Genomic DNA, 20132 nt, shown 5'->3' with positions numbered 1-20132 from the left:
TCAGCGCCCGCGGGAGACCGGTACGGAGGACACCAGCGAGGCCACGACCTGCTCGGCGCTGCGCCGGGCGACCACCGCCTCACCGGCGAGCAGCAGCCGGTGCGCGAGCACCGGCACGGCGAGGGCCTGGACGTCGTCGGGCAGCACGTGGTCGCGGCCGTCGAGCGCGGCCGAGGCGCGGGCGGCGCGGAGCAGCTGGAGGCCCGCGCGCGGCGAGGCGCCCAGCCGGAGGTCCGGTGAGCGGCGGGTGGCCTCGACCAGGGCGACCACGTACCGGCGGACGGCCTCGGCGACGTGCACCCGGCCCACGGCGGCCACCAGGGACCGGACGAGGGCGGCGTCGGCCACCGGGCGCAGGGCGGTGAGCGGGTCGGCCGTCGAGCGGTCGTCCAGCATGGCGAGCTCCGCCGCCGGGTCGGGGTACCCCATCGACACGCGCGCGGTGAAGCGGTCCCGCTGGGCCTCGGGCAGGGGGTAGGTGCCCTCCATCTCCAGCGGGTTCTGCGTGGCCATGACGAGGAAGGGCCGGGCCAGTTCATAGCTGACGCCGTCGACGGTGACCTGGCGCTCCTCCATGCACTCGAGCAGCGCCGACTGGGTCTTGGGGGAGGCCCGGTTGATCTCGTCGGCGACGACGACGTTGGCGAAGATCGCGCCGGGCTTGAACTCGAACGCCCGGGTCTCCTGGTCGTAGACCGCCACGCCCGTCACGTCGCTGGGCAGCAGGTCGGGCGTGAACTGGATGCGCCGCACGCTGGCGTCGACGGAGCCGGCCAGCGCCTTGGCCAGCGTCGTCTTGCCGACCCCGGGCACGTCCTCGATCAGCAGGTGCCCCTCGGCCAGCAGCACGACCAGCGCCAGCCGGATGACATGGTCCTTGCCCTGCACGACGCGACCGATCGAGCCCGCGATGCGTGCGCCCTCCGCGGCGACGTCGACCGACGCGTCGGCCGTCCCGTCGGCGGACCGTGTCGCCTCCGTCACCGCTCCACCGTACGTGCCGCGCGACACCCCGTCCCGGTCGCTGATCACGGTGCTCCGGGCAGCCGCCGGCGGAGCGGAGGCGCCGGTGGGGGCGGCGGGTCACGACACGGCCTCGAGTGGTGTCCAGTGGGGGCTAGTGGGTTACTGTGTCGGCCGGTGGGGAGGCAGGGTCCCGTCCGGGGAGCTGCAGAGCCATGGGAGGACCGATGCGGGAGGTGATCCGGTGTTCGTCGGCAGCTACCAGTTGCGGCTCGACGAGAAGGGCCGGCTCGCGCTCCCGGTCCGCTTCCGCGACCAGGTGGCCGACGGCATGGTGATCAAGAAGGGCCAGGACCGCTGCATCTACGGGCTGACCATGGCCCGGGTCGCCGAGCAGAGCGCCGCCATGGCCGCCATGGCCCCGTCCGACACCGCCGGCGCCCGCATGCGCGCCCGCATGAGCTTCGGCTCGATGGTCGAGCTCGAGCCGGACAAGACCGGCCGCATCACCATCCCCGCGAGCCTGCGGGAGTACGCCCACCTGGACCGCGACGTGGTCGTGGTGGGCGTGGACACCCGCTTCGAGATCTGGGACTCCGCGACCTGGGACGCCTACGTGGCCGAGCAGGAAGCCGCCTTCGCCGACATGGAGAGCGAGGGGATGCCGACGCTGTCGTGATCCCGGGAACGCCCACCCGCTCCCACCGGCCCCCGCGCCGCACCCGTTCGAGCCGCCTTCCCCGCGGCTCGACCGGACCGGGCCCCAGCCGCCTTCCCCGCGGCTCGGTCCCACGACGGAGGGCCGCACGGACCAGCGGGCACCTGCCGGCCCCGGCCGGCGGGGGGTGACCCCACCGGCCCCGCGGAGACCCACCTGACGCTCTTCCCCGACGCCAGGCGGACCCGCGGGGCCGGACATCCCCGTGGATCCCTCGTCCCGCCGCCCCACTCCGCCCCACCGGCCCCACCGCGCCCCACCCGGGGTCCGCGTCCCACCCACCCCCTGCGCCCCACCCGCCCGCTCCCGCACGCCCCCGCCGCCGCGTCCCCCTGCCGCCCGGCGCGGCGCGGCACCATCGCGGGGAGGCCAGGACCAGTCGAGAGGCAGCAGACGATGAGCAGCACCGGACCTGCCGCGGCCTCCGGGCCGCCGCAGCCCCCGGTGCACGTGCCGGTCCTGCTGGACCGCGTCGTCGAGCTGCTCGGCCCCGCCTGCGCCGCCGACGGCGCGGTCATGGTCGACGCCACGCTCGGCCTGGCCGGCCACACCCTCGCCATGCTCGAGGCCCACCCCGGCCTGCGCGTGGTGGGGCTGGACCGCGACCCCGACGCGCGCGCCGAGGCGACCCGCCGCATCGAGGCCGCCGGCCACGCCGGGCGGGTGACGGTCGTCCCCGCGGTCTTCGACGAGCTCCCCGAGGTGCTCGACCGGCTGGGCATCGCCGAGGTGCAGGGCGTCCTGTTCGACCTGGGCGTCTCCTCGCTGCAGCTCGACCGGCCCGACCGCGGCTTCAGCTACTCCACCGACGCCCCGCTGGACATGCGCATGGACCCCGGTGCGCCCCGGACGGCCGCCGACGTCGTGAACACGTACCCGCCCCGCGAGCTGGCGCGCGTGCTGCGGGTCTACGGCGAGGAGCGGTTCGCCTCCCGGATCGCTGCCGCCATCGACCGCGAGCGCGCCCGCGAGCCGTTCGCCGGCACCGCCCGGCTGGCCGAGCTGGTCCGCGAGGCCATCCCCGCCGCGACCCGGAGGACCGGTGGCCACCCCGCGAAGCGGACCTTCCAGGCGCTGCGCATCGAGGTCAACGACGAGCTCGGGGCGCTGGAGCGCGCCCTCCCCGCCGCGATCGACGCCCTGGCCGTGGGCGGCCGGGTCGCGGTCATCACCTTCCACTCCTTGGAGGACCGGATCGTGAAGCAGACCCTGGCCGCGGGAGCGGCGGACCGCACCCCGCCGGACCTGCCGGTGCCGCTCCCCGAGCACGGCCCGGTGCTGCGGCTGCTCACCCGCGGTGGCGAGGCCGCCGGGCCGGAGGAGACGGCCGGCAACCCCCGGGCGGCGTCGGCCCGCGTCCGGGCGGCCGAGCGCATCCGGCGGGCGGCGTGACCCGCGCCGCGGCCGTGCGCACCAGTCCTCCCCGGACGGCGCCATCCCGCACCGCCGCCACCCGGGCCACCGGCCCCGCGCCGCGGACCTCGCCGTCGGGGGTGCGCGGCACCGGCCGGGCCACCCCCCGCCCCGAGCTGCGGCTCGTGCCCACCGGCGCCGCCGCCCGGCCGCGCCGGCCCGCCCGCGACGCGGAGCGGTCCCGCAAGGCGCCGTTCGTCCTCCTGGTGGTGGGGCTGCTCGCCCTCACCACCCTCGGGCTGCTGGTGCTCAACACCGCCATCGCGGTGGACTCCCTCCAGGCGACGCAGATGCGCACCGAGAACGCCGAGCGCGCCCAGGAGGTGCAGCGGCTGGAGCAGCTCGTCGTCGCCGGTGACACCCCCGCGGACGTCGCCCGGGCCGCCGAGGCCGCCGGCCTGGTCCCGGCCGGCGTCGCCGGCTACCTGGTGCTCGGGGACGACGGGACGACGGCGCTGCGCGGCACCCCCGAGCCCGCGCCGGCACCGGAGCCTGCGCCGGAACCGGAGCCCGCACCGGCACCGGCACCCGTGCCCGCATCCGCCCCCGCACCCGCACCTCAGCCCGACGCCGGCCCCGCCCCCGCGGGCGGGAACTGACCCGTGCCGAGCAGCGTCCGCGGTCCCGGCCCCCGCCCCCCCCGCCCGACCCCGATCGGACGGGCGGACAGCGGGCCGTTCGTCTCCCGCCGCGCCCCCGGCACCCGGCGCAGCAGCGGGGCCGGGCTGTCGGTCGAGCAGCGCGGCCGCCGCAACCGGTGGGGCCTGGTGGTGCTCGTGGCCCTGCTGGTGCTCGTCGTCGGTCGGCTCGTGGTGCTCCAGGGCATCGACGGCGCCGCCTACGCCAGCGCGGCCGAGCAGGACCGGCTGCGCACCATCCCGCTGGCGGCGATCCGCGGGCAGATCCTCGACCGCGACGGCAACCCGCTGGCCTACACGGTCGACGCGTCCAAGGTGGTCGCCGACCCGACGGTGGTCCGCGACCCGGCGCGCACCGCGCTGGCGCTGACCACGCTGCTCGACGTCCCCGTGCCCGAGCTCACCGAGAAGCTCACCGACGACAGCCGCTACGTCGTCCTGGCCACCCAGCTGGTCCCCGAGACGGCCGACGCGGTCGAGGCGCTCGAGCTCGCCGGCGTCTACCTCCGCGACGACCCGGTGCGGCTCTACCCGGTGGGCGCGGTGGGCGGTCAGGTGGTCGGCTTCGTCGGGCGCGAGGGCACCGGGCTCGCCGGCATCGAGCAGGTCTTCGAGGAGGAGCTCTCGGGCACCGCGGGCCAGCGGACGGTGGAGGTCGGCAGCGGCGGGCACCCCATCCCGTCGGGCATCGACGAGGTCACCGAGGCCGTGGACGGCCGCGACGTCACCCTCACCCTCGACGAGGACCTGCAGTTCGTCACCGACGAACGGCTGGCGGAGGCGTGCGCCGACGGCGCCACCACCCGGGCCTCCGCCGTGGTCCTGGAGGTCGCGACCGGGCGCGTCGCGGCCATGGGGTCCTGCCCCGGGTACGACCCCGGCAGCTACTCCACGACCGACCCCGACCTGCTGGGCAACCCCGTGGTGAGCGACGTCTTCGAGCCCGGCTCGATCATGAAGGCGGTGACCCTCGCGGCCGCCGTCGAGGAGGGGCACGCCACCCCGGACCGCGTCATGACCGTCGACGGGCACATCGAGGCCGGTGACCGGGTGGTCACCGACGCCCACGACCACGACCCGATCGACTGGACGGTCACCGGCATCCTCGCCAAGTCCAGCAACGTGGGGACGATCATGCTGGCCCGTGAGGTGGGCGACGAGAAGCTCGAGGAGTACCTGCGGGCCTTCGGCGTCGGCGAGAAGTCCGGCATCGAGCTCCCCGGAGAGAGCCGCGGCATCCTGCAGGACTCGGCGGAGTGGAGCGGGGTGCGCGCGGCCAACGTGGCCATCGGTCAGGGCGTCTCGGTCACGACCCTGCAGATGGCCTCGATCTACCAGGCGATCGCCAACGGCGGCGTGCGGGTGGAGCCCCGGGTCGTGCAGTCGGTGACCGGCGCCGACGGCCGCCCGGCGGAGACGCCCGAGCCCGCCCGCACCCGGGTCGTCAGCGAGTCCACCGCCGAGCAGATGGCCTACATGCTCGAGGCGGTCGTCGGCCCCGGTGGCACCGCGCCGCTGGCCCAGGTCGAGGGCTTCCGGGTGGCCGGCAAGACCGGCACCGCGCAGCGCGCCAACCCCGAGTGCAACTGCTACGCCGGGGGCGGCTACGTGACCACGTTCGTCGGCTTCGCCCCGGCCGACGACCCGCAGTACGTCGTCGCGGTGGACCTGGAGCGGCCCACCAGCTCCGCCGAGGGCGGGCAGGTGGCCGCGCCCGTGTTCGCCGACGTCATGCGGGCGGCGCTCATGGCCGACGGGGTCGTGCCCTCGGGCACCGCACGCCCCGAGTTCCGGCTCACCGGCGCCCCCTGAGGAAGGACCCCGCTGCCCCCCACCGCTCGCACGCTCGCGGCGGGGCCCTGCAGCGGCGCCTGGGCGCGGTGACGCGGTGCGGACACCAGCCGCCGGTAGATTGGAGCCCTGTGACCCCGACCGACCCCGGGACGGCCCCGCGGCCCACGGGGAACCGCCCGCTGCCCCTCGCCGAGCTGGCCGACCTGATCGGCCCGCCCGAGGGCCCCGGCACCGACGTCGCGGTCTCCGGGGTCACGCTGGCCTCCGGCGAGGTGGCCCCGGGTTTCCTCTACGCGGCCCTGCCCGGCGCCCGGACCCACGGCGTCCGCTTCGCGGGCGACGCCGCCGCCCGCGGTGCCGTCGCGCTGCTCACCGACCCGACCGGCCGCGCGGACGCGCTGGCGACCGGGCTGCCGGTCTGCGTCGTCGACGCGCCGCGCCAGGTGCTCGGGGCGGTCGCCGACCGGGTCTACGGCGGGCCCAGCCGCCGGCTCGCCGTCCTCGGCATCACCGGCACCAACGGCAAGACGACGACGAGCTACCTGGTCGAGGCGGGGCTCGCCGCGGCCGGCCGGGCCACCGGCCTGATCGGCACGGTGCAGGCCCGCACCCGCGCCGCGGACGGCACCGTCACGGCCCTGCCCAGCATCCGCACCACGCCGGAGGCGCCGGCGCTGCACGCGCTGCTGGCCGGGATGGCCGACGCCGGGGTCGACGCCGTCGTCATGGAGGTCTCCAGCCACGCCCTGGTGCAGGGCCGGGTGGGCGGCGTCCGCTTCGCCGCCGCCGGGTTCACCAACCTGGGCCGGGACCACCTGGACTTCCACCGCGACATGGAGGACTACTTCCAGGCCAAGGCCCTCCTGTTCGACGGCCGCGCCACCGTGGAGCTGGTCACCGTCGACGACGACGCCGGCCGCCGCCTGGGCGCGCTGCGGCCGGACGCGGGCACCGTGTCGCTCACCGGCTCGGCGGACTGGACCGCGAGCGATGTCCGGACCGTGCCCGACGGCGGCTCGGCGTTCACCCTGCACGGCCCTGACGGCCGCAGCTGGCCGGCGCGCGTCCGGCTGCCCGGGCGGTTCAACGTGGCCAACGCCGTCCTGGCCGTGGCGCTGCTGGACGCCGTCGGCGTCGCCGTCGAGGACGCGGTCGCAGGTCTCGCCGGGACCGTGGTGCCGGGGCGCATGGAGCCGGTGGACGCGGGGCAGCCGTTCGTCGCCGTCGTCGACTACGCGCACACCCCCGACGCCGTGCGGACGGCGCTCGCCGCCCTGCGCGAGGCCACCACCGGCCGGCTGATCACCGTCCTGGGGTGCGGCGGCGACCGCGACCCGGGCAAGCGCCCCGAGATGGGGCGGGTCGCGGCCGAGGGCAGCGACGTGCTGGTGGTCACCGACGACAACCCGCGCTCGGAGGATCCTGCGGCGATCCGGACGGCGATGCTGGCCGGTACCCGGGACGTGCCGGCCGGCCGGCGCGCCGAGGTGCTCGAGATCGGCGACCGCCGGGCCGCGCTGGCGGCCGCGGTGGCGCTGGCACGGGCGGGGGACACCCTGCTCGTGGCCGGCAAGGGGCACGAGACGGGCCAGGAGGTCGCCGGCACGGTGCACCCCTTCGACGACCGCGCGCAGCTGCGCGAGGTGCTCGCCGCATCGGGGACGCCGGCATGATCCGGCTGTCGCTGAGCGAGGTGGCCGAGCTCGCCGGGGGCCGGCTCGAGGGTGCGCCGGACGGCGCGGTCACCGGCACGGTCACCCTGGACTCGCGCGCCGTCGCCGCCGGGGACCTCTTCGTCGCCGTGGTGGGGGAGCGGGTCGACGGCCACGACTTCCTCGGTGCGGCGGCGGACGCCGGTGCGGTCGCCGCGCTGGCCACCCGCCCGGACCCGGCGCTCCCGTGCGTCGTCGTCGACGACCCGGTGGCGGCGCTGGGCCGGCTGGCCGCCGGCGTGCACGAGCGGCTGACCGCCGGGGGCGTGCGCACGCTGGCCATCACCGGCTCCTCGGGCAAGACGTCGACCAAGGACCTCCTCGGCCAGGTGCTCGCCGCGGCCGGGCCCACGGTCAGCCCTCCCGGGTCCTACAACAACGACATCGGCCTGCCGCTGACCGTGCTCTCCGCCAACGCGGGCACCCGGTTCCTCGTCCTGGAGATGGGCGCCCGCGGGCCGGGGCACATCGCCCGCCTGTGCCGGGTGGCCCGCCCCGAGATCGGCGTCGTCCTCAACGTGGGATCGGCCCACCTCGGCGAGTTCGGCACCGCCGACGGCATCGCGCAGGCCAAGGGCGAGCTCGTGGAGGTGCTGCCCGCCGAGGGCACCGCCGTCCTCAACGCCGACGACGCCCGGGTGCTCGGCATGGCACCCCGTACGGAGGCGCGGGTGCTCACCACCGGCCGCAGCGAGCAGGCCGCGGTCCGGGCCGTCGACGTCGTGCTGGACGAGAGCGCCCGCGCCCGCTTCACGCTCGTCGCGGGCGGCGAGCGGCACCCGGTGGCGCTGCGGGTCGTCGGCGAGCACCAGGTCGCCAACGCGCTGTCGGCGGCGGGCGCGGCGCTGGCCGTCGGCCTGGCGCCGGCCGCCGTCGCCGCGGCGCTGTCGGCCGCGGAACAGCGCAGCCGCTGGCGCATGGAGATCGACCGGCGCGCCGACGGCGTGACCGTCGTCAACGACGCCTACAACGCCAACCCCGAATCGATGCGGGCCGCGCTCGCCGCCCTCACCGGGCTGGCCGGGACGCGGCGCATCGCCGTCCTGGGCGGCATGGCCGAGCTCGGGCCGGACGCCGGCGCGGAGCACGAACGGCTGGGCCGGGACGCGGTCGCCGCCGGGGTCGACCTGGTCGTTGCGGTGGGCGCCGATGCGGTAGGCATAGCGGGAGGTGCGACCGCCGCGGGGCGGCGCGCAGGAGAGGAGTCGGTGCACGTGCCGGACCGGGCCGCTGCCCTTGCGCTGCTGTCGGAGGTGCTGCGACCGGGCGACGTCGTCCTCGTGAAGGCCAGCCGGTCCCACGGCCTGGAGCTCCTGGCGGCCGACCTGCTGGGTGGTGCCGCGCAGTGAGGAGCGTCCTCATCGCGGCGGCGGTCGGCCTGATCGTCTCCATCCTGTTGACCCCGCTGGCCATCCGGGCGTTCCGCCGGCAGGGCCTGGGCCAGGAGATCCGCGACGACGGCCCCGAGAGCCACCTCTCGAAGAAGGGCACGCCCACGATGGGCGGCACCGTCATCGTCGGGGCCACCGTGGTCGGCTACCTCGCCGCGCACCTGGTGTTCGTCGGCGAGTCCGGCTGGGGGTTCAGCGCCACCGGGCTGCTGCTGCTGTTCCTCATGGTCGGCATGGGCACGGTCGGCTTCCTCGACGACTACCTCAAGATCCGGCACCGCCGCAGCCTGGGCCTGAACAAGACCGCCAAGCTGGTCGGCCAGCTGGTCGTGGGCGTCACGTTCGCCGTCCTGGCGATCAACTTCCCGAACGGCGACGGCGTCGAGCCCGCCTCCACCGTCGTCTCGTACGTCCGCGACATCGCACCGCTGGCCCTCGGCCCGATCGCGTTCGTCATCCTGGCCTACCTGTTCATCGCCGGGTTCTCCAACGCGGTCAACCTCACCGACGGCCTGGACGGGCTGGCCGCCGGGGCCTCGGCGATGGTCCTCGCCTCCTACATCGTCATCTCGTTCTGGCAGTTCACCCACGACTGCGCCAACGAGCTGATCGAGGGCTGCTACACCGTCCGCGACCCGCTGGACGTCACCCTCGTCGCCGCCGCCGGGATGGGCGCGTGCCTGGGCTTCCTGTGGTGGAACACCAGCCCGGCCCGCATCTTCATGGGCGACACCGGCTCGCTCGCGCTCGGCGGCCTGCTCTCCGGCCTGGCGATCGTCACCCGCACCGAGCTGCTGCTCGTCGTCCTCGGCGGCCTGTTCGTCGCGGTCACGCTGTCGGTGATCATCCAGGTGGCGTTCTTCCGCGCCACCCGCCGCCGGGTGTTCCGCATGGCGCCGCTGCACCACCACTTCGAGCTCGCCGGCTGGACCGAGAACACCGTCATCGTGCGGTTCTGGCTGGTCACCGGCATGGCGGTGGCGTTCGGTCTCGGCCTGTTCTACGCCGACTGGCTGAGCTTCGTGGGCCTGTGACCGGGCCCTCCGCCGTCGCCGGCCGCACCGTCCTCGTCGCCGGGCTCGGCGTCTCCGGTGCGGCCGCCGCGCGGGTGCTGCTGGCCTCCGGTGCCCGGGTGCTGCTCACCGACGCCGCCCGGCCGGGCACGGTCGACGAGCTGACCGGCGCGGGCGCGGAGTGGCTGGGGGCGACGGAGGCGCTGCCCGCGGGCGTGGACCTCGTCGTCACCTCCCCGGGCTGGCGCCCGGACGCGCCGCTGCTGGTCGACGCCGCCGCGCGCGGGGTCGAGGTGGTCGGCGAGCCGGAGCTGGCGTGGCGGCTGCGCGTCGCCGGGCCCGACGGCGCCCCCGCGCCCTGGCTGGCCGTCACGGGCACCAACGGCAAGACGACGACGGTGACCATGCTCGAGGCGATCCTGCTCGCGGCCGGCCGCAAGGCGGTCGCCGCGGGGAACGTCGGCCGGCCGCTGGTCGAGGTGGTCACCGCCCGCGACGACGACGGCACCCCGGCCTACGACGTGCTCGCCGTCGAGCTCTCCAGCTTCCAGCTGCACTGGTCCTCCTCGCTGGCCCCGGCCGCCGCCGCGGTGCTCAACGTCGCCGACGACCACACCGACTGGCACGGCTCCTCCGCCGCCTACCGCGACGCGAAGGCCCGCATCCTCGAGCGCACCCCCGTCGCCGTCGGCGACGCGGGCGACCCGGTCGCCGCCGCCCTGGTGGGGGCGCACCCGCGGCCGGTGACGGTCACCCTCGGCGAGCCGGCCCCGGGGCAGCTCGGGGTGCGCGACGGCGCCCTGGTCGACCGCGCGTTCGCCGCGGACCCAGCGGGGGAGGTGCTGCTCCAGCGCGACCGGCTGCCGGTGCCGGGCCCGCACAACGTCGTGAACGCGCTGGCCGCCGCCGCGCTGGCCCGCGCGGCCGGGGTGCCGGCGGAGGCGGTCGCCCGGGGGCTGGCCGGCTTCTCCGGCGGCGCGCACCGCAACGTCCTCGTCGCCACGATCGACGGGGTGGACTACGTCGACGACAGCAAGGCCACCAACCCGCACGCGGCCGGGGCCTCGCTCGCGGCGTACCCGCGGGTCGTGTGGATCGCCGGGGGGCTGCTCAAGGGCGCCGACGTCGACCCGTTGGTCGCCGCGGTCGCCCCGCGGCTGGCCGGCGTGGTGCTGCTCGGCCGCGACCGCGCCGTGGTGGCCCGTTCGCTGGCGCGACACGCCCCGTCGGTGCCGGTGGTGGAGGTGCCGAGCGGCGACGATGGCGGGATGGACGGGACGGGTGTGACGGCCGAGGCGACGACGACGCGGGTCGTCGCCGCCGCGGCCGGGCTCGCGCGGCCGGGGGACACGGTGCTGCTGGCCCCGGCGGCGGCTTCCATGGACGTCTACCGCGACTACGCGCACCGCGGCCGCGCCTTCGCCGAAGCGGTGCGGGCGTTCGGGGCCGGGCGATGACCACCACCGAGCGACCGCTGCGCGAGGTGCGTGCCGCCCGCGGCCGCACCCGCCCCGCGGCGCCGCGCACGCCGCCGCGCCGCTGGACCGGCCCCGCGTGGCTCGACGGGCCGCTGACCAGCTGCCACCTGGTGCTGGGCGCCGCCGGTCTGCTCCTGCTCATCGGCCTGGTCATGGTCTTCTCCGCCTCCGCCATCGAGGCGGCGCTGGCCGACGAGCCGGCGTGGGCCCCCGGCGTCAAGCAGCTGGTGCTGGCCTGCATCGGCCTGGGCGCGATGGTGGTCGCGATGCGGCTGCCGGTGGGCCTGGTGCGGCGCTGGTCGCCCATCGCGCTGCTCGTGGTGATCGGCCTGCTGGTGCTCGTGCTGATCCCGGGCATCGGCCTGGAGCGCAACGGCGCCCGGCAGTGGATCCCTCTCGGCGTCACCGACTTCCAGCCCTCGGAGGCAGGCAAGCTGGTGTTCGCGCTCTGGGGCGCGCACGTCATCGCGCTGCGCGAGCGCTACCTGACGACGACGTCGCTGCTCGTGCCGGTTCTCCCCGTCTTCGTGCTGCTCTCGGGCCTGCTCATCCTCGAGCCCGACTTCGGCGGGGTGGTGAGCCTCGGCCTGGTCCTGGTCGGCCTGCTCTGGGCCGGCGGGATGCCGATGCGCTGGTTCGGCGCGTTCGCCGGCGTCGCGGTCGCGGCGATGGGGGTCATGGTGTGGGCGGCGCCCTACCGCATGGCGCGGATAACCGCGTTCCTCGACCCGTTCGCCGACCCGGACCACACCGGTTTCCAGGCGATCCGCGGCATGTACGCGCTGGCCACCGGCGGCCTCTGGGGCGTCGGCCTGGGCAACAGTGCGATGAAGTGGAACATCCTGCCCGAGGCCGAGTCCGACTACATCTTCGCGATCATCGGCGAGGAACTGGGCTTCCTCGGCTGCCTGGTGGTCGTCACCCTGTACGGCGTCCTGGCCTACGCCGGCTTCCGCATCGCCCGCCGCTCGGCCGACCGGTTCGTCCAGCTCGCCTGCGTCGCGATCACCGTGTGGCTCATCGGCCAGGCGACCATGAACATGGGCTACGTGGTGGGCCTGCTCCCGGTGACCGGCGTGACCCTCCCGCTCATCTCAGCGGGGGGCACCTCGCTGATCCTCACCCTCTTCATCGTCGGGCTGCTGGCCCGGTTCGCCCGCTCGGAGCCCGCCGCCATCGAGGCACTGCGCACGGCCGAGCGCGGCCGCCTCGCCCGGCTGCTCGCGCCCGCCCCGACCGTGGCGGTCGACCAGGTGCGGCCGCGGCGGCACCCCGCGGCCGACGTCCCCGCGCGGCCGGTGGTCGGCGGCGCCCGCACGCTGCTGCACGCACGCGGTGCCGAGCCCCGCCGGTCGCCGGCGCCCACCCCGGGCGCGCGGGCCGGCGCCCCGGCACGGCCCCGCCCCGCCTCCCGCAGCGGTTCGCCGCTCCGGGACCAGCCGCGGGACGGCGCGCCCCGGCAGCGGCCGGTCGTCCCGCGCGGTCGCCCGGGGGGCCAGCGGTGAGCGCGGTCCGGTCGGTCGTCCTCGCCGGGGGTGGCACCGGGGGGCACATCGAGCCGATGCTCGCCCTCGCCGACGCCCTCCGGCGGCGCGACCCCGCGCTGCGGCTGACCTGCCTGGGCACCGCCCGGGGCATGGAGACCCGGCTGGTGCCCGCGCGGGGCTACGACCTCCGGCTCATCCCGCCCGTGCCGCTGCCCCGCAAGCCCACGCCCGACCTGCTGCGCGTGCCCGGCCGGGTGCGCCGCTCGGTGGCGGAGACCCGCGCGCTGCTCGACGAGCTCCAGGCCGACGTGGTGGTGGGTTTCGGCGGCTACGTGGCGCTGCCGGCCTACCTGGCCGCCCGGCGCACCGGGACGCCGATCGTGGTGCACGAGCAGAACGCCCTGCCGGGGCTGGCCAACCGCATCGGCGCCCGCCTCGCCGCCCGCGTCGCGGTCACCGCGCCGGGCACGCCGCTGCACCGCGGGGAGCACGTCGGCATGCCGCTGCGCCGGGTCATCTCCTCCCTCGACCGGGCCGCCCGCCGCGCCGAGGCCCGGGTCGGGTTCGGCCTGGACCCCGATCGGCCGACGCTGCTGGTCTTCGGCGGGTCCCAGGGGGCCGCCTCGCTCAACCGGGCCGCCGTCGGCGCGGCCGGGGCCCTCGCCGCGGCGGGCGTGCAGGTGCTGCACGCCCGGGGACCGAAGAACACCGACGTCGTCGTGCCGGAGCGGCCGGCCGGCGAGCCGCCCTACGTCCTCGTCGACTACCTGGAGCGGATGGACCTCGCCTACGCCGCCGCGGATCTCGCGCTGTGCCGCTCGGGCGCGGTGACCGTCGCCGAGCTCTCCGCCGTGGGGCTGCCGGCGGCGTTCGTCCCGCTGCCGATCGGCAACGGCGAGCAGCGCCGGAACGCCCTGCCCGTGATCGAGGCCGGCGGCGGCCTCCTCGTCGAGGACGCCGACCTGGACCCCGGCTGGATCACCGCGACCCTGCTGCCCCTGCTCACCGACCCCGCCGCCCTGGCCGGGCTGGCCCGCCACGCCGCCGCGGCCGGCGTCCCCGACGCCGACGAACGGCTGGCCGACATCGTCTGCGAGGTGGCGAGCGCGTGAGCGCCGACTCCGTTGCGGCCTGGACCGGTCCGGTGCCCTCGCTGCCCGAGCTGGGGGCCGTGCACTTCATCGGGATCGGGGGTGCCGGCATGAGCGGCATCGCCCGCATCCTGCTTGCCCGTGGGGTGCCGGTGTCCGGCTCCGACCGCCGGGACGGCCCGACGCTGCTGGCCCTGCGGGCCCTGGGCGCGCGGGTGGAGGTCGGCCACGACGGCGCCCACGTGGGCGATGCCGACACCGTGGTGGTCTCCACGGCGATCCGGGCGGACAACCCCGAGCTCGTCGCCGCGCGCGAGCGCGGTCTGCGCGTGCTGCCCCGGGCCGTCGCGCTGGCCGCGGTGATGGCCGGCCGGCGCAGCATCGCCGTGGCCGGCACGCACGGGAAGACCTCCACCACCTCGATGCTCACCGTCGCCGTCCAGGCGTGCGGCGTCGACGCGTCCTTCGCCATCGGCGGGAACCTCAACGAGTCGGGCAGCAACGCGCACGCGGGGGAGGGGGACGTCTTCGTCGCGGAGGCCGACGAGAGCGACCGCTCCTTTCTCCTGCTCTCGCCGTTCGCCGGGATCGTCACCAACGTCGAGGCCGACCACCTCGACAACTACGGCGACCTCGCGGCCGTCGAGGCCGCGTTCGACCGGTTCCTGCAGACGGTGGACCCCGCGGGCTTCGTCGTCCTCTGCGCCGACGACCCGGGCGCCGCGCGGCTGGCCGGGGTCCCCGGCCCGGCGCGGGTGCGCACCTACGGCACCGCCGAGGACGCCGACCTGCGCATGCTCGACCTCGAGGTCGGCCGGGAGCACACGGCGTACACCGCGGTGCTGGACGGCACCGAGGTCGGCCGGGTGCAGATCCGGGTGCCCGGCGAGCACATGGCCCGCAACAGCGCGGCGGCGCTGCTCGCCGGGCTGGAGCTGGGGTTGCCCGCGCGCGGCCTCGTGGACGGGCTCGCCCGCTTCGGCGGCGTGCACCGGCGGTTCGAACTCAAGGGGACCGCCGGGGGCGTGCGGGTCTACGACGACTACGCCCACCACCCGACCGAGGTCGCCGCGCAGCTGCGCGCCGCCCGCGCGGTCGCGGGGGACGGGCGGCTCGTCGTCGCCTTCCAGCCGCACCTCTACAGCCGCACCCAGGAGTTCGCCGAAGGGTTCGGCGCGGCGCTCGGCCTGGCCGACGAGGTCGTGGTGATGGACGTCTACGGCGCCCGCGAGGACCCGGTGCCCGGCGTCACCGGTGCGATGGTCGCCGACGCCGTCCCGCTGCCCGCCGAGCACGTGCGCTTCGAGCCCTCCTGGTCGGCGGCCGGGCCGGCGCTGGCCGCCCGGGCACGTCCCGGGGACCTGGTCATGACGATGGGCGCCGGTGACGTCTCGATGGTGGGGCCGGAGGTGCTCGACGCCCTCCGTGCCGGTGAGCCGGGCGGGGAGGACGACGCGCCGGACGCCGGCCGGTGAACCGGACCGGCAGCACCACGCGTGACCGGAGCCGGCGCGGCCGCGGCCCGGCCGACCGCCGGTCCGCCGACCGCCGCGGCACCCGGGTCACCCCGCTGCCCGACCGCCGCCCGGCGCGGAGGCGGCCCCGGCACCGGCGGTCGCTCCAGGTGGCGGCGGCGCTGACCGTCGTCGCGGCGATCGGCTGGCTGCTCTGGCTGGGCCCGTGGCTCGCGGTCCGCGCCGTGCAGGTGGACGGGACGGCGACCCTGACGGCCGACCGCGTGCGGGAGGTGGCCCAGGTGCCCGAGGGGGTGCCCCTGCTCCGGGTGGACCTCGGCGCGGTGGAGGACCGGGTGGCCCGGCTGCCGCAGGTCCGCGGCGTGGAGGCGGCCCGGGGCTGGCCCGACCGGATCGTGATCACGGTCGCCGAGCGCGTGCCGGTGGCGGTCGTCGGCCCACCCGGGCGGCGGTCGCTGGTCGACGCCGAGGGCGTGCTGTTCGACTCGGTCACGGGGGACGCCCCGCGCGGCGTCGTCCCGCTGACCGTCGACGACCCGGCGCCGGCCGACCCGGCCACCATGGCGGGCATCGCCGCGATCCGCGCCCTGCCCGAGCAGCTGCGGGCGGACGTCGTCGAGGTCGCCGCGCCCGCAGCGCAGTCGATCACGCTCACCCTGGCCGACGGCACGGTGGTCGTCTGGGGCGGCGCCGAGGAGTCGGCCACCAAGGGCCAGGTCCTCGTCGCGCTGCTCGACCGGATCGCGGACGGCGAGCTCGAGCCGGCCGACCTCGTCGACGTCAGCGCACCCGACGCCGTCGTCCTGCGCTGACCCCGACGCCGGGCCGGTGGCGCTCGGTGGCCGCGCGGGTGCGCACCGGCTCGGGCGGGCTCCCTCCGCGACACGCCGTCGTCCGCGACACGCCCGACACGCACCCCGGTCACGGATCTTTCTGCGCACGCGCGGCGGCGGCGCCTGGATCACGGGATGAGACGTTTCCGGCGCGAGTCGTCACAGCCAGTGGTGCAGATGTGACCAACGGGTCGCAGGAGTCTGGTGCGATCCCCGTCCACCGACACGCCGACCCGGAGAGGGTGCTTGTAGCGCCTCTCGGCACGCACCTAACTTCAACCCGTCGACCTGGTTGACATAACTGTAAGGCTGAACTCGAGGTTGAGGGACACGGTAGGAGCGCCGCATGACACCTCCGCACAACTATCTAGCGGTCATCAAGGTCGTCGGCATCGGCGGCGGCGGGGTGAACGCGGTCAACCGCATGATCGAAGTCGGCCTCAAGGGGGTCGAGTTCATCGCGATCAACACCGACGCGCAGGCGCTGCTGATGAGCGACGCCGACGTCAAGCTCGACGTCGGCCGCGAGCTCACGCGCGGGCTGGGCGCCGGTGCGCAGCCCGACGTCGGCCGGCAGGCCGCCGAGGACCACCGCGAGGAGATCGAGGAGGTGCTCAAGGGCGCCGACATGGTCTTCGTGACCGCGGGCGAGGGCGGTGGCACCGGCACCGGTGGCGCGCCCGTCGTGGCCTCCATCGCGCGCAAGCTCGGCGCGCTGACCATCGGTGTCGTCACCCGCCCGTTCGCCTTCGAGGGCAAGCGGCGCGCGGTGCAGGCCGAATCGGGCATCGAGGAGCTGCGCAACGAGTGCGACACGCTCATCGTGATCCCGAACGACCGGCTGCTGCAGCTGGGCGACCGGAACGTCAGCGTCATGGACGCCTTCCGCACCGCCGACCAGGTGCTGCTCTCCGGTGTCCAGGGCATCACCGACCTGATCACCACGCCCGGCCTGATCAACCTGGACTTCGCCGACGTCAAGTCGGTCATGTCCGGGGCGGGCTCGGCGCTGATGGGCATCGGCAGCGCGCGCGGTGACAACCGGGCGCTGCTCGCCGCCGAGCAGGCGATCGCCAGCCCGCTGCTGGAGGCCTCGATGGAGGGCGCCCACGGCGTGCTGCTGTCGATCTCGGGCGGGTCGGACCTCGGCCTGTTCGAGATCAACGAGGCCGCCTCGCTGGTGTCGGACGCTGCGCACCCCGACGCCAACATCATCTTCGGCGCGGTGATCGACGACGCGCTCGGTGACGAGGTGCGGGTGACCGTCATCGCCGCCGGCTTCGACGGCGGCCGGCCCAACACGCGCAAGGACGGCGCGGCGGCGAGCGGTGCGCCGCAGGCGCCGCTCTCCACCGGGGGCGCGTCACCGTTCGCCGCGCACCGCCGCCCGGTGGCCGCCCCGCCGGTGGCCGCCGCACCGCCGCCGTCGACCGGTTCCGCGCCGGCTGCGGCTCCGGCCCCCGCTGCCCCCCCGGTGACGGGGGAGCGGCTCGCCCAGCAGGCCCCGCCGGCCTCCGGCGGGCGGCCGGGCACCGGGGGCGGCCTGACCGTGCCCCCGCTGCCGCCCATCCAGGGCTCCGCGGGCACCAACGGTCGCCGGCCGCTGTCGAACGAGGACTTCGAGGAAGAGCTGGACATCCCCGAGTTCCTCAAGGGCTGAAGGACCCTGCTGCCCCCCACCCTTCGCAGGCTCAGGGCGGGGCCCTGCAGCAGGGCCGTTCCGCGGGCTCGCCAGGCCGTAGTCTGACGTCCGATGCATACGAATCCGGCCGCTCCGTCGGCGGTGCGACCTCGCAGGGTCGTCACCGACCGGCGGGGCGGCCGTTCCCGTCCGCCCTACGACTCCTTCAACCTGGGCTCCCACGTGGGTGACGACCCCGGTGACGTCGCCGCCAACCGGGCCCGCGTGGCCCGGGAGCTCGGCGTGGGGGAGGACCGGCTGGTCTGGATGGACCAGGTGCACGGCACCGGCGTCGCCGTTGTCGAGCGGCCGCAGGACGGGCCGGTGCCCGCCACCGACGCGCTGGTGACCGCCACCCCTGGGCTGGTCCTGGCCGTGCTCGCGGCCGACTGCGTGCCGGTCCTGCTGGCCGACAACGAGGCGGGCGTCGTCGCGGCGGTCCACGCCGGCCGCGAGGGGGTGCGCAAGGGCGTGCTCCCGGCGGCCCTGTCCGCCATGGCGAGCCTCGGCGCCCGGGCCAGGAACGTGACCGCGCTGCTGGGCCCGGCGGTCTGCGGGGCCTGCTACGAGGTGCCCGGGGAGATGCAGCGCGAGGTGGCGCGGATCGCGCCCGCCGCGGCGGTTCCCACCCGGGCCGGCACCGCCGGCCTGGACCTGCGCGCCGGCGTCGAGGAGATCCTCCGGCGCGCCGGCATCCCGGAGGTCGTGCAGGACCCCCGCTGCACCGTCGAGGACCCCACGCTTTACTCCCACCGCCGCGACGGCGTCACCGGCCGCCAGGCCGGTCTCGTCTGGCTGGGCTGAGGAAGGGGAAGGCCCCCCCCGTGCCCCCCGTCGCGCGCAGGCTCGCGGCGGGCCCCTGCACCGGGGCCGGTCGCTGCGCGCACAATCTGCGCCGTGAGCTCGCTCGCTGAGAACCTGCGCGCGGTGCGCGCCCGCATCGACCGGGCCGCCCGGGCCGCCGGGCGCGACCCCGCGACCGTGCGGCTGCTGGCGGTCAGCAAGACCTGGCCCGCCGAGGACGTGCGTGCGCTCGCCGCGCTCGGGCAGCGGGACTTCGGCGAGAACCGGGTGCAGGAGCTCCTGGGCAAGGCGGGTGAGCTCGGCGGCGTCGACGTGCGGTGGCACGTCGTCGGCCAGCTCCAGCGGAACAAGGCCGCCGCGGTGGCCCGCACCGGGGCCGTCGTCCACTCCCTGGACCGCGCCTCGCTGGCCACCACGCTGGATCGGGCCGGCCAGGAGGCCGGCCGCCCCGTGGACGTGCTGCTCCAGGTGGACCTCGGCGGCCCCGAGGGGGCCGCCGCCGCGCGCGGTGGGGCGCCGCCGGAGGAGGTACCCGCGCTCGCCGACGCGGTGGCGTCGGCCGCCGGCCTGCGGCTGCGCGGTGTCATGGCCGTCGCGCCCCGGGGGGAGGAGCCGGCGCCCGCGTTCGCCCGGCTGGCCCGGGTGGCCGAGCGCCTGCGGGCCGACCACCCCGGCGCGGTCGAGATCTCGGCGGGGATGAGCGGCGACCTGGAGGAGGCGATCGCCGCGGGCGCCACCATCGTGCGTGTCGGAACCGCGTTGTTCGGCGACCGCCCCCTACCCTGCGGTGAGTTCGAGCAACACCAGCCACGCGAGTCACAGCAGTCGCACGAGCCGCGCCAGGAACGGGGGCGGCCCGGGACGATGTGACGACGACCGTGCAGACGCGACGCTGAGGACACCAGTAGAGGGGGAGGTCCGATGGCTGGAGCCATGCGGAAGATGGGGATCTACCTGGGGCTCGTCGAGGACGACGTGCCCCGCGGCTACGGCCGGTACGACGCCCGCCCGTCCGACGAGCTCGAGCACGACCGTCGCTACGGCCGCTACGACGAGGACCGCTACGGCGAGGGCTTCGCCGATCGCGGCTACGCCGACGACGAGTACGCCGACGACTACGCCGACGACGACGTCGCCCCGGTGCCCCCGGCCCGCGACCCCGAGCCCCTCTCGGTGCGCCGCGTCCAGGCCCGCCCCCTCGGCCTCGCCCCGACCGGCGCCGGCGCGACCGGCTCGCGCGTGCTGAGCACCACCAGCGGCCCCGTCGCCGCGGCCGGCCTCGCCGTCCGCGAGCCGGTGGTGGCCCCCGAACCCGAGCCCGAGGCGGCACCCGCACCCGTGGCCAAGAGCTACCAGGTCGTCACCCTGCACCCGCGCACCTACAACGAGGCACGCACCATCGGCGAGCGGTTCCGCGACGGCATGCCGGTCATCATGAACCTCACCGAGATGGACGACGCCGACGCCAAGCGCCTCGTCGACTTCGCTGCGGGCCTGAGCTTCGGTCTGCGCGGTAGTATCGAGCGCGTCACGGCGAAGGTGTTCCTGCTCAGCCCGCAGGACGTCGCCGTCACCGCTGAGGACAAGGCGAAGATCCGCGAGGGCGGGTTCTCCGAGAAGTCCTGAGCGGCGCAGTGGAGT

17 protein-coding genes are annotated in these 20132 nt (G+C 76.4%); 16 read left to right on the top strand and 1 reads right to left on the bottom strand.

Annotated elements, in window-relative coordinates; genetic code table 11:
* Positions 1-984 (bottom strand): AAA family ATPase, encoded by a 984-nt coding sequence (locus BMW62_RS20265; RefSeq protein WP_091934987.1) that lies wholly within the window; start codon positions 982-984, stop codon positions 1-3.
* A gap of 223 nt (positions 985-1207) precedes the next feature.
* On the opposite strand from BMW62_RS20265, the gene mraZ reads away from it, so the two are divergent.
* From mraZ to sepF, 16 genes are all read left to right on the top strand, one after another.
* Positions 1208-1642: a division/cell wall cluster transcriptional repressor MraZ gene (mraZ, locus tag BMW62_RS20260; RefSeq protein WP_091934937.1), complete on the top strand. Its 435-nt coding sequence runs from the start codon at positions 1208-1210 to the stop codon at positions 1640-1642.
* Positions 1643-2077: 435 nt separating this feature from the next.
* Positions 2078-3073: a 16S rRNA (cytosine(1402)-N(4))-methyltransferase RsmH gene (rsmH, locus tag BMW62_RS20255; protein WP_091934934.1), complete on the top strand. Its 996-nt coding sequence runs from the start codon at positions 2078-2080 to the stop codon at positions 3071-3073.
* Positions 3070-3693: a cell division protein FtsL gene (locus tag BMW62_RS22835; RefSeq protein WP_170852489.1), complete on the top strand. Its 624-nt coding sequence runs from the start codon at positions 3070-3072 to the stop codon at positions 3691-3693. The genes rsmH and BMW62_RS22835 overlap by 4 nt, the downstream gene beginning before the upstream one ends.
* Positions 3694-3696: 3 nt before the next feature.
* The gene (locus BMW62_RS20245) at positions 3697-5544 is read left to right on the top strand and encodes a peptidoglycan D,D-transpeptidase FtsI family protein (protein WP_091934931.1); all 1848 of its coding nucleotides are present in this window, start codon (positions 3697-3699) and stop codon (positions 5542-5544) included.
* Positions 5545-5654: 110 nt separating this feature from the next.
* Entirely contained in the window at positions 5655-7199 is a 1545-nt protein-coding gene (locus BMW62_RS20240; RefSeq protein ID WP_091934929.1) for a UDP-N-acetylmuramoyl-L-alanyl-D-glutamate--2,6-diaminopimelate ligase, read from the top strand.
* Entirely contained in the window at positions 7196-8587 is a 1392-nt protein-coding gene (murF, locus tag BMW62_RS20235) for a UDP-N-acetylmuramoyl-tripeptide--D-alanyl-D-alanine ligase (RefSeq protein ID WP_091934926.1), read from the top strand. The genes BMW62_RS20240 and murF overlap by 4 nt, the downstream gene beginning before the upstream one ends.
* On the top strand, positions 8584-9663 hold the full coding sequence (mraY, locus tag BMW62_RS20230; protein ID WP_091934923.1) for a phospho-N-acetylmuramoyl-pentapeptide-transferase: 1080 nt from the start codon (positions 8584-8586) through the stop codon (positions 9661-9663). The genes murF and mraY overlap by 4 nt, the downstream gene beginning before the upstream one ends.
* Entirely contained in the window at positions 9660-11099 is a 1440-nt protein-coding gene (murD, locus tag BMW62_RS20225) for a UDP-N-acetylmuramoyl-L-alanine--D-glutamate ligase (RefSeq protein WP_091934920.1), read from the top strand. Before mraY ends, murD begins: the two co-directional genes overlap by 4 nt.
* The gene (ftsW, locus tag BMW62_RS20220) at positions 11096-12625 is read left to right on the top strand and encodes a putative lipid II flippase FtsW (protein ID WP_244524188.1); all 1530 of its coding nucleotides are present in this window, start codon (positions 11096-11098) and stop codon (positions 12623-12625) included. Before murD ends, ftsW begins: the two co-directional genes overlap by 4 nt.
* A 56-nt stretch (positions 12626-12681) precedes the next feature.
* On the top strand, positions 12682-13719 hold the full coding sequence (locus tag BMW62_RS20215) for a UDP-N-acetylglucosamine--N-acetylmuramyl-(pentapeptide) pyrophosphoryl-undecaprenol N-acetylglucosamine transferase (RefSeq protein ID WP_348271473.1): 1038 nt from the start codon (positions 12682-12684) through the stop codon (positions 13717-13719).
* The gene (gene murC / locus BMW62_RS20210; protein ID WP_091934914.1) at positions 13716-15173 is read left to right on the top strand and encodes a UDP-N-acetylmuramate--L-alanine ligase; all 1458 of its coding nucleotides are present in this window, start codon (positions 13716-13718) and stop codon (positions 15171-15173) included. The genes BMW62_RS20215 and murC overlap by 4 nt, the downstream gene beginning before the upstream one ends.
* Positions 15170-15985: a cell division protein FtsQ/DivIB gene (locus BMW62_RS20205; RefSeq protein ID WP_091934911.1), complete on the top strand. Its 816-nt coding sequence runs from the start codon at positions 15170-15172 to the stop codon at positions 15983-15985. The genes murC and BMW62_RS20205 overlap by 4 nt, the downstream gene beginning before the upstream one ends.
* 367 nt (positions 15986-16352) lie before the next feature.
* Entirely contained in the window at positions 16353-17666 is a 1314-nt protein-coding gene (gene ftsZ, locus BMW62_RS20200; protein WP_091934909.1) for a cell division protein FtsZ, read from the top strand.
* Positions 17667-17870: 204 nt separating this feature from the next.
* Positions 17871-18491 (top strand): peptidoglycan editing factor PgeF, encoded by a 621-nt coding sequence (pgeF, locus tag BMW62_RS20195; protein ID WP_244524187.1) that lies wholly within the window; start codon positions 17871-17873, stop codon positions 18489-18491.
* A 93-nt stretch (positions 18492-18584) separates the two neighbouring features.
* Positions 18585-19361, top strand: a complete 777-nt coding sequence (locus BMW62_RS20190) for a YggS family pyridoxal phosphate-dependent enzyme (RefSeq protein ID WP_091934903.1) — start codon at positions 18585-18587, stop codon at positions 19359-19361.
* Between the two features lie 51 nt (positions 19362-19412).
* Positions 19413-20117 (top strand): cell division protein SepF, encoded by a 705-nt coding sequence (sepF, locus tag BMW62_RS20185; RefSeq protein WP_091934900.1) that lies wholly within the window; start codon positions 19413-19415, stop codon positions 20115-20117.
* The last annotated feature ends 15 nt before the right edge of the window (positions 20118-20132 follow it).

Origin of the sequence: Blastococcus sp. DSM 46786, from assembly GCF_900109665.1 — a bacterium.
GTDB lineage: Bacteria > Actinomycetota > Actinomycetes > Mycobacteriales > Geodermatophilaceae > Blastococcus > Blastococcus carthaginiensis.
The sequence above is the reverse complement of the archived record's forward strand: the minus strand, read 5'-3'. Positions and strand labels throughout refer to the sequence as shown.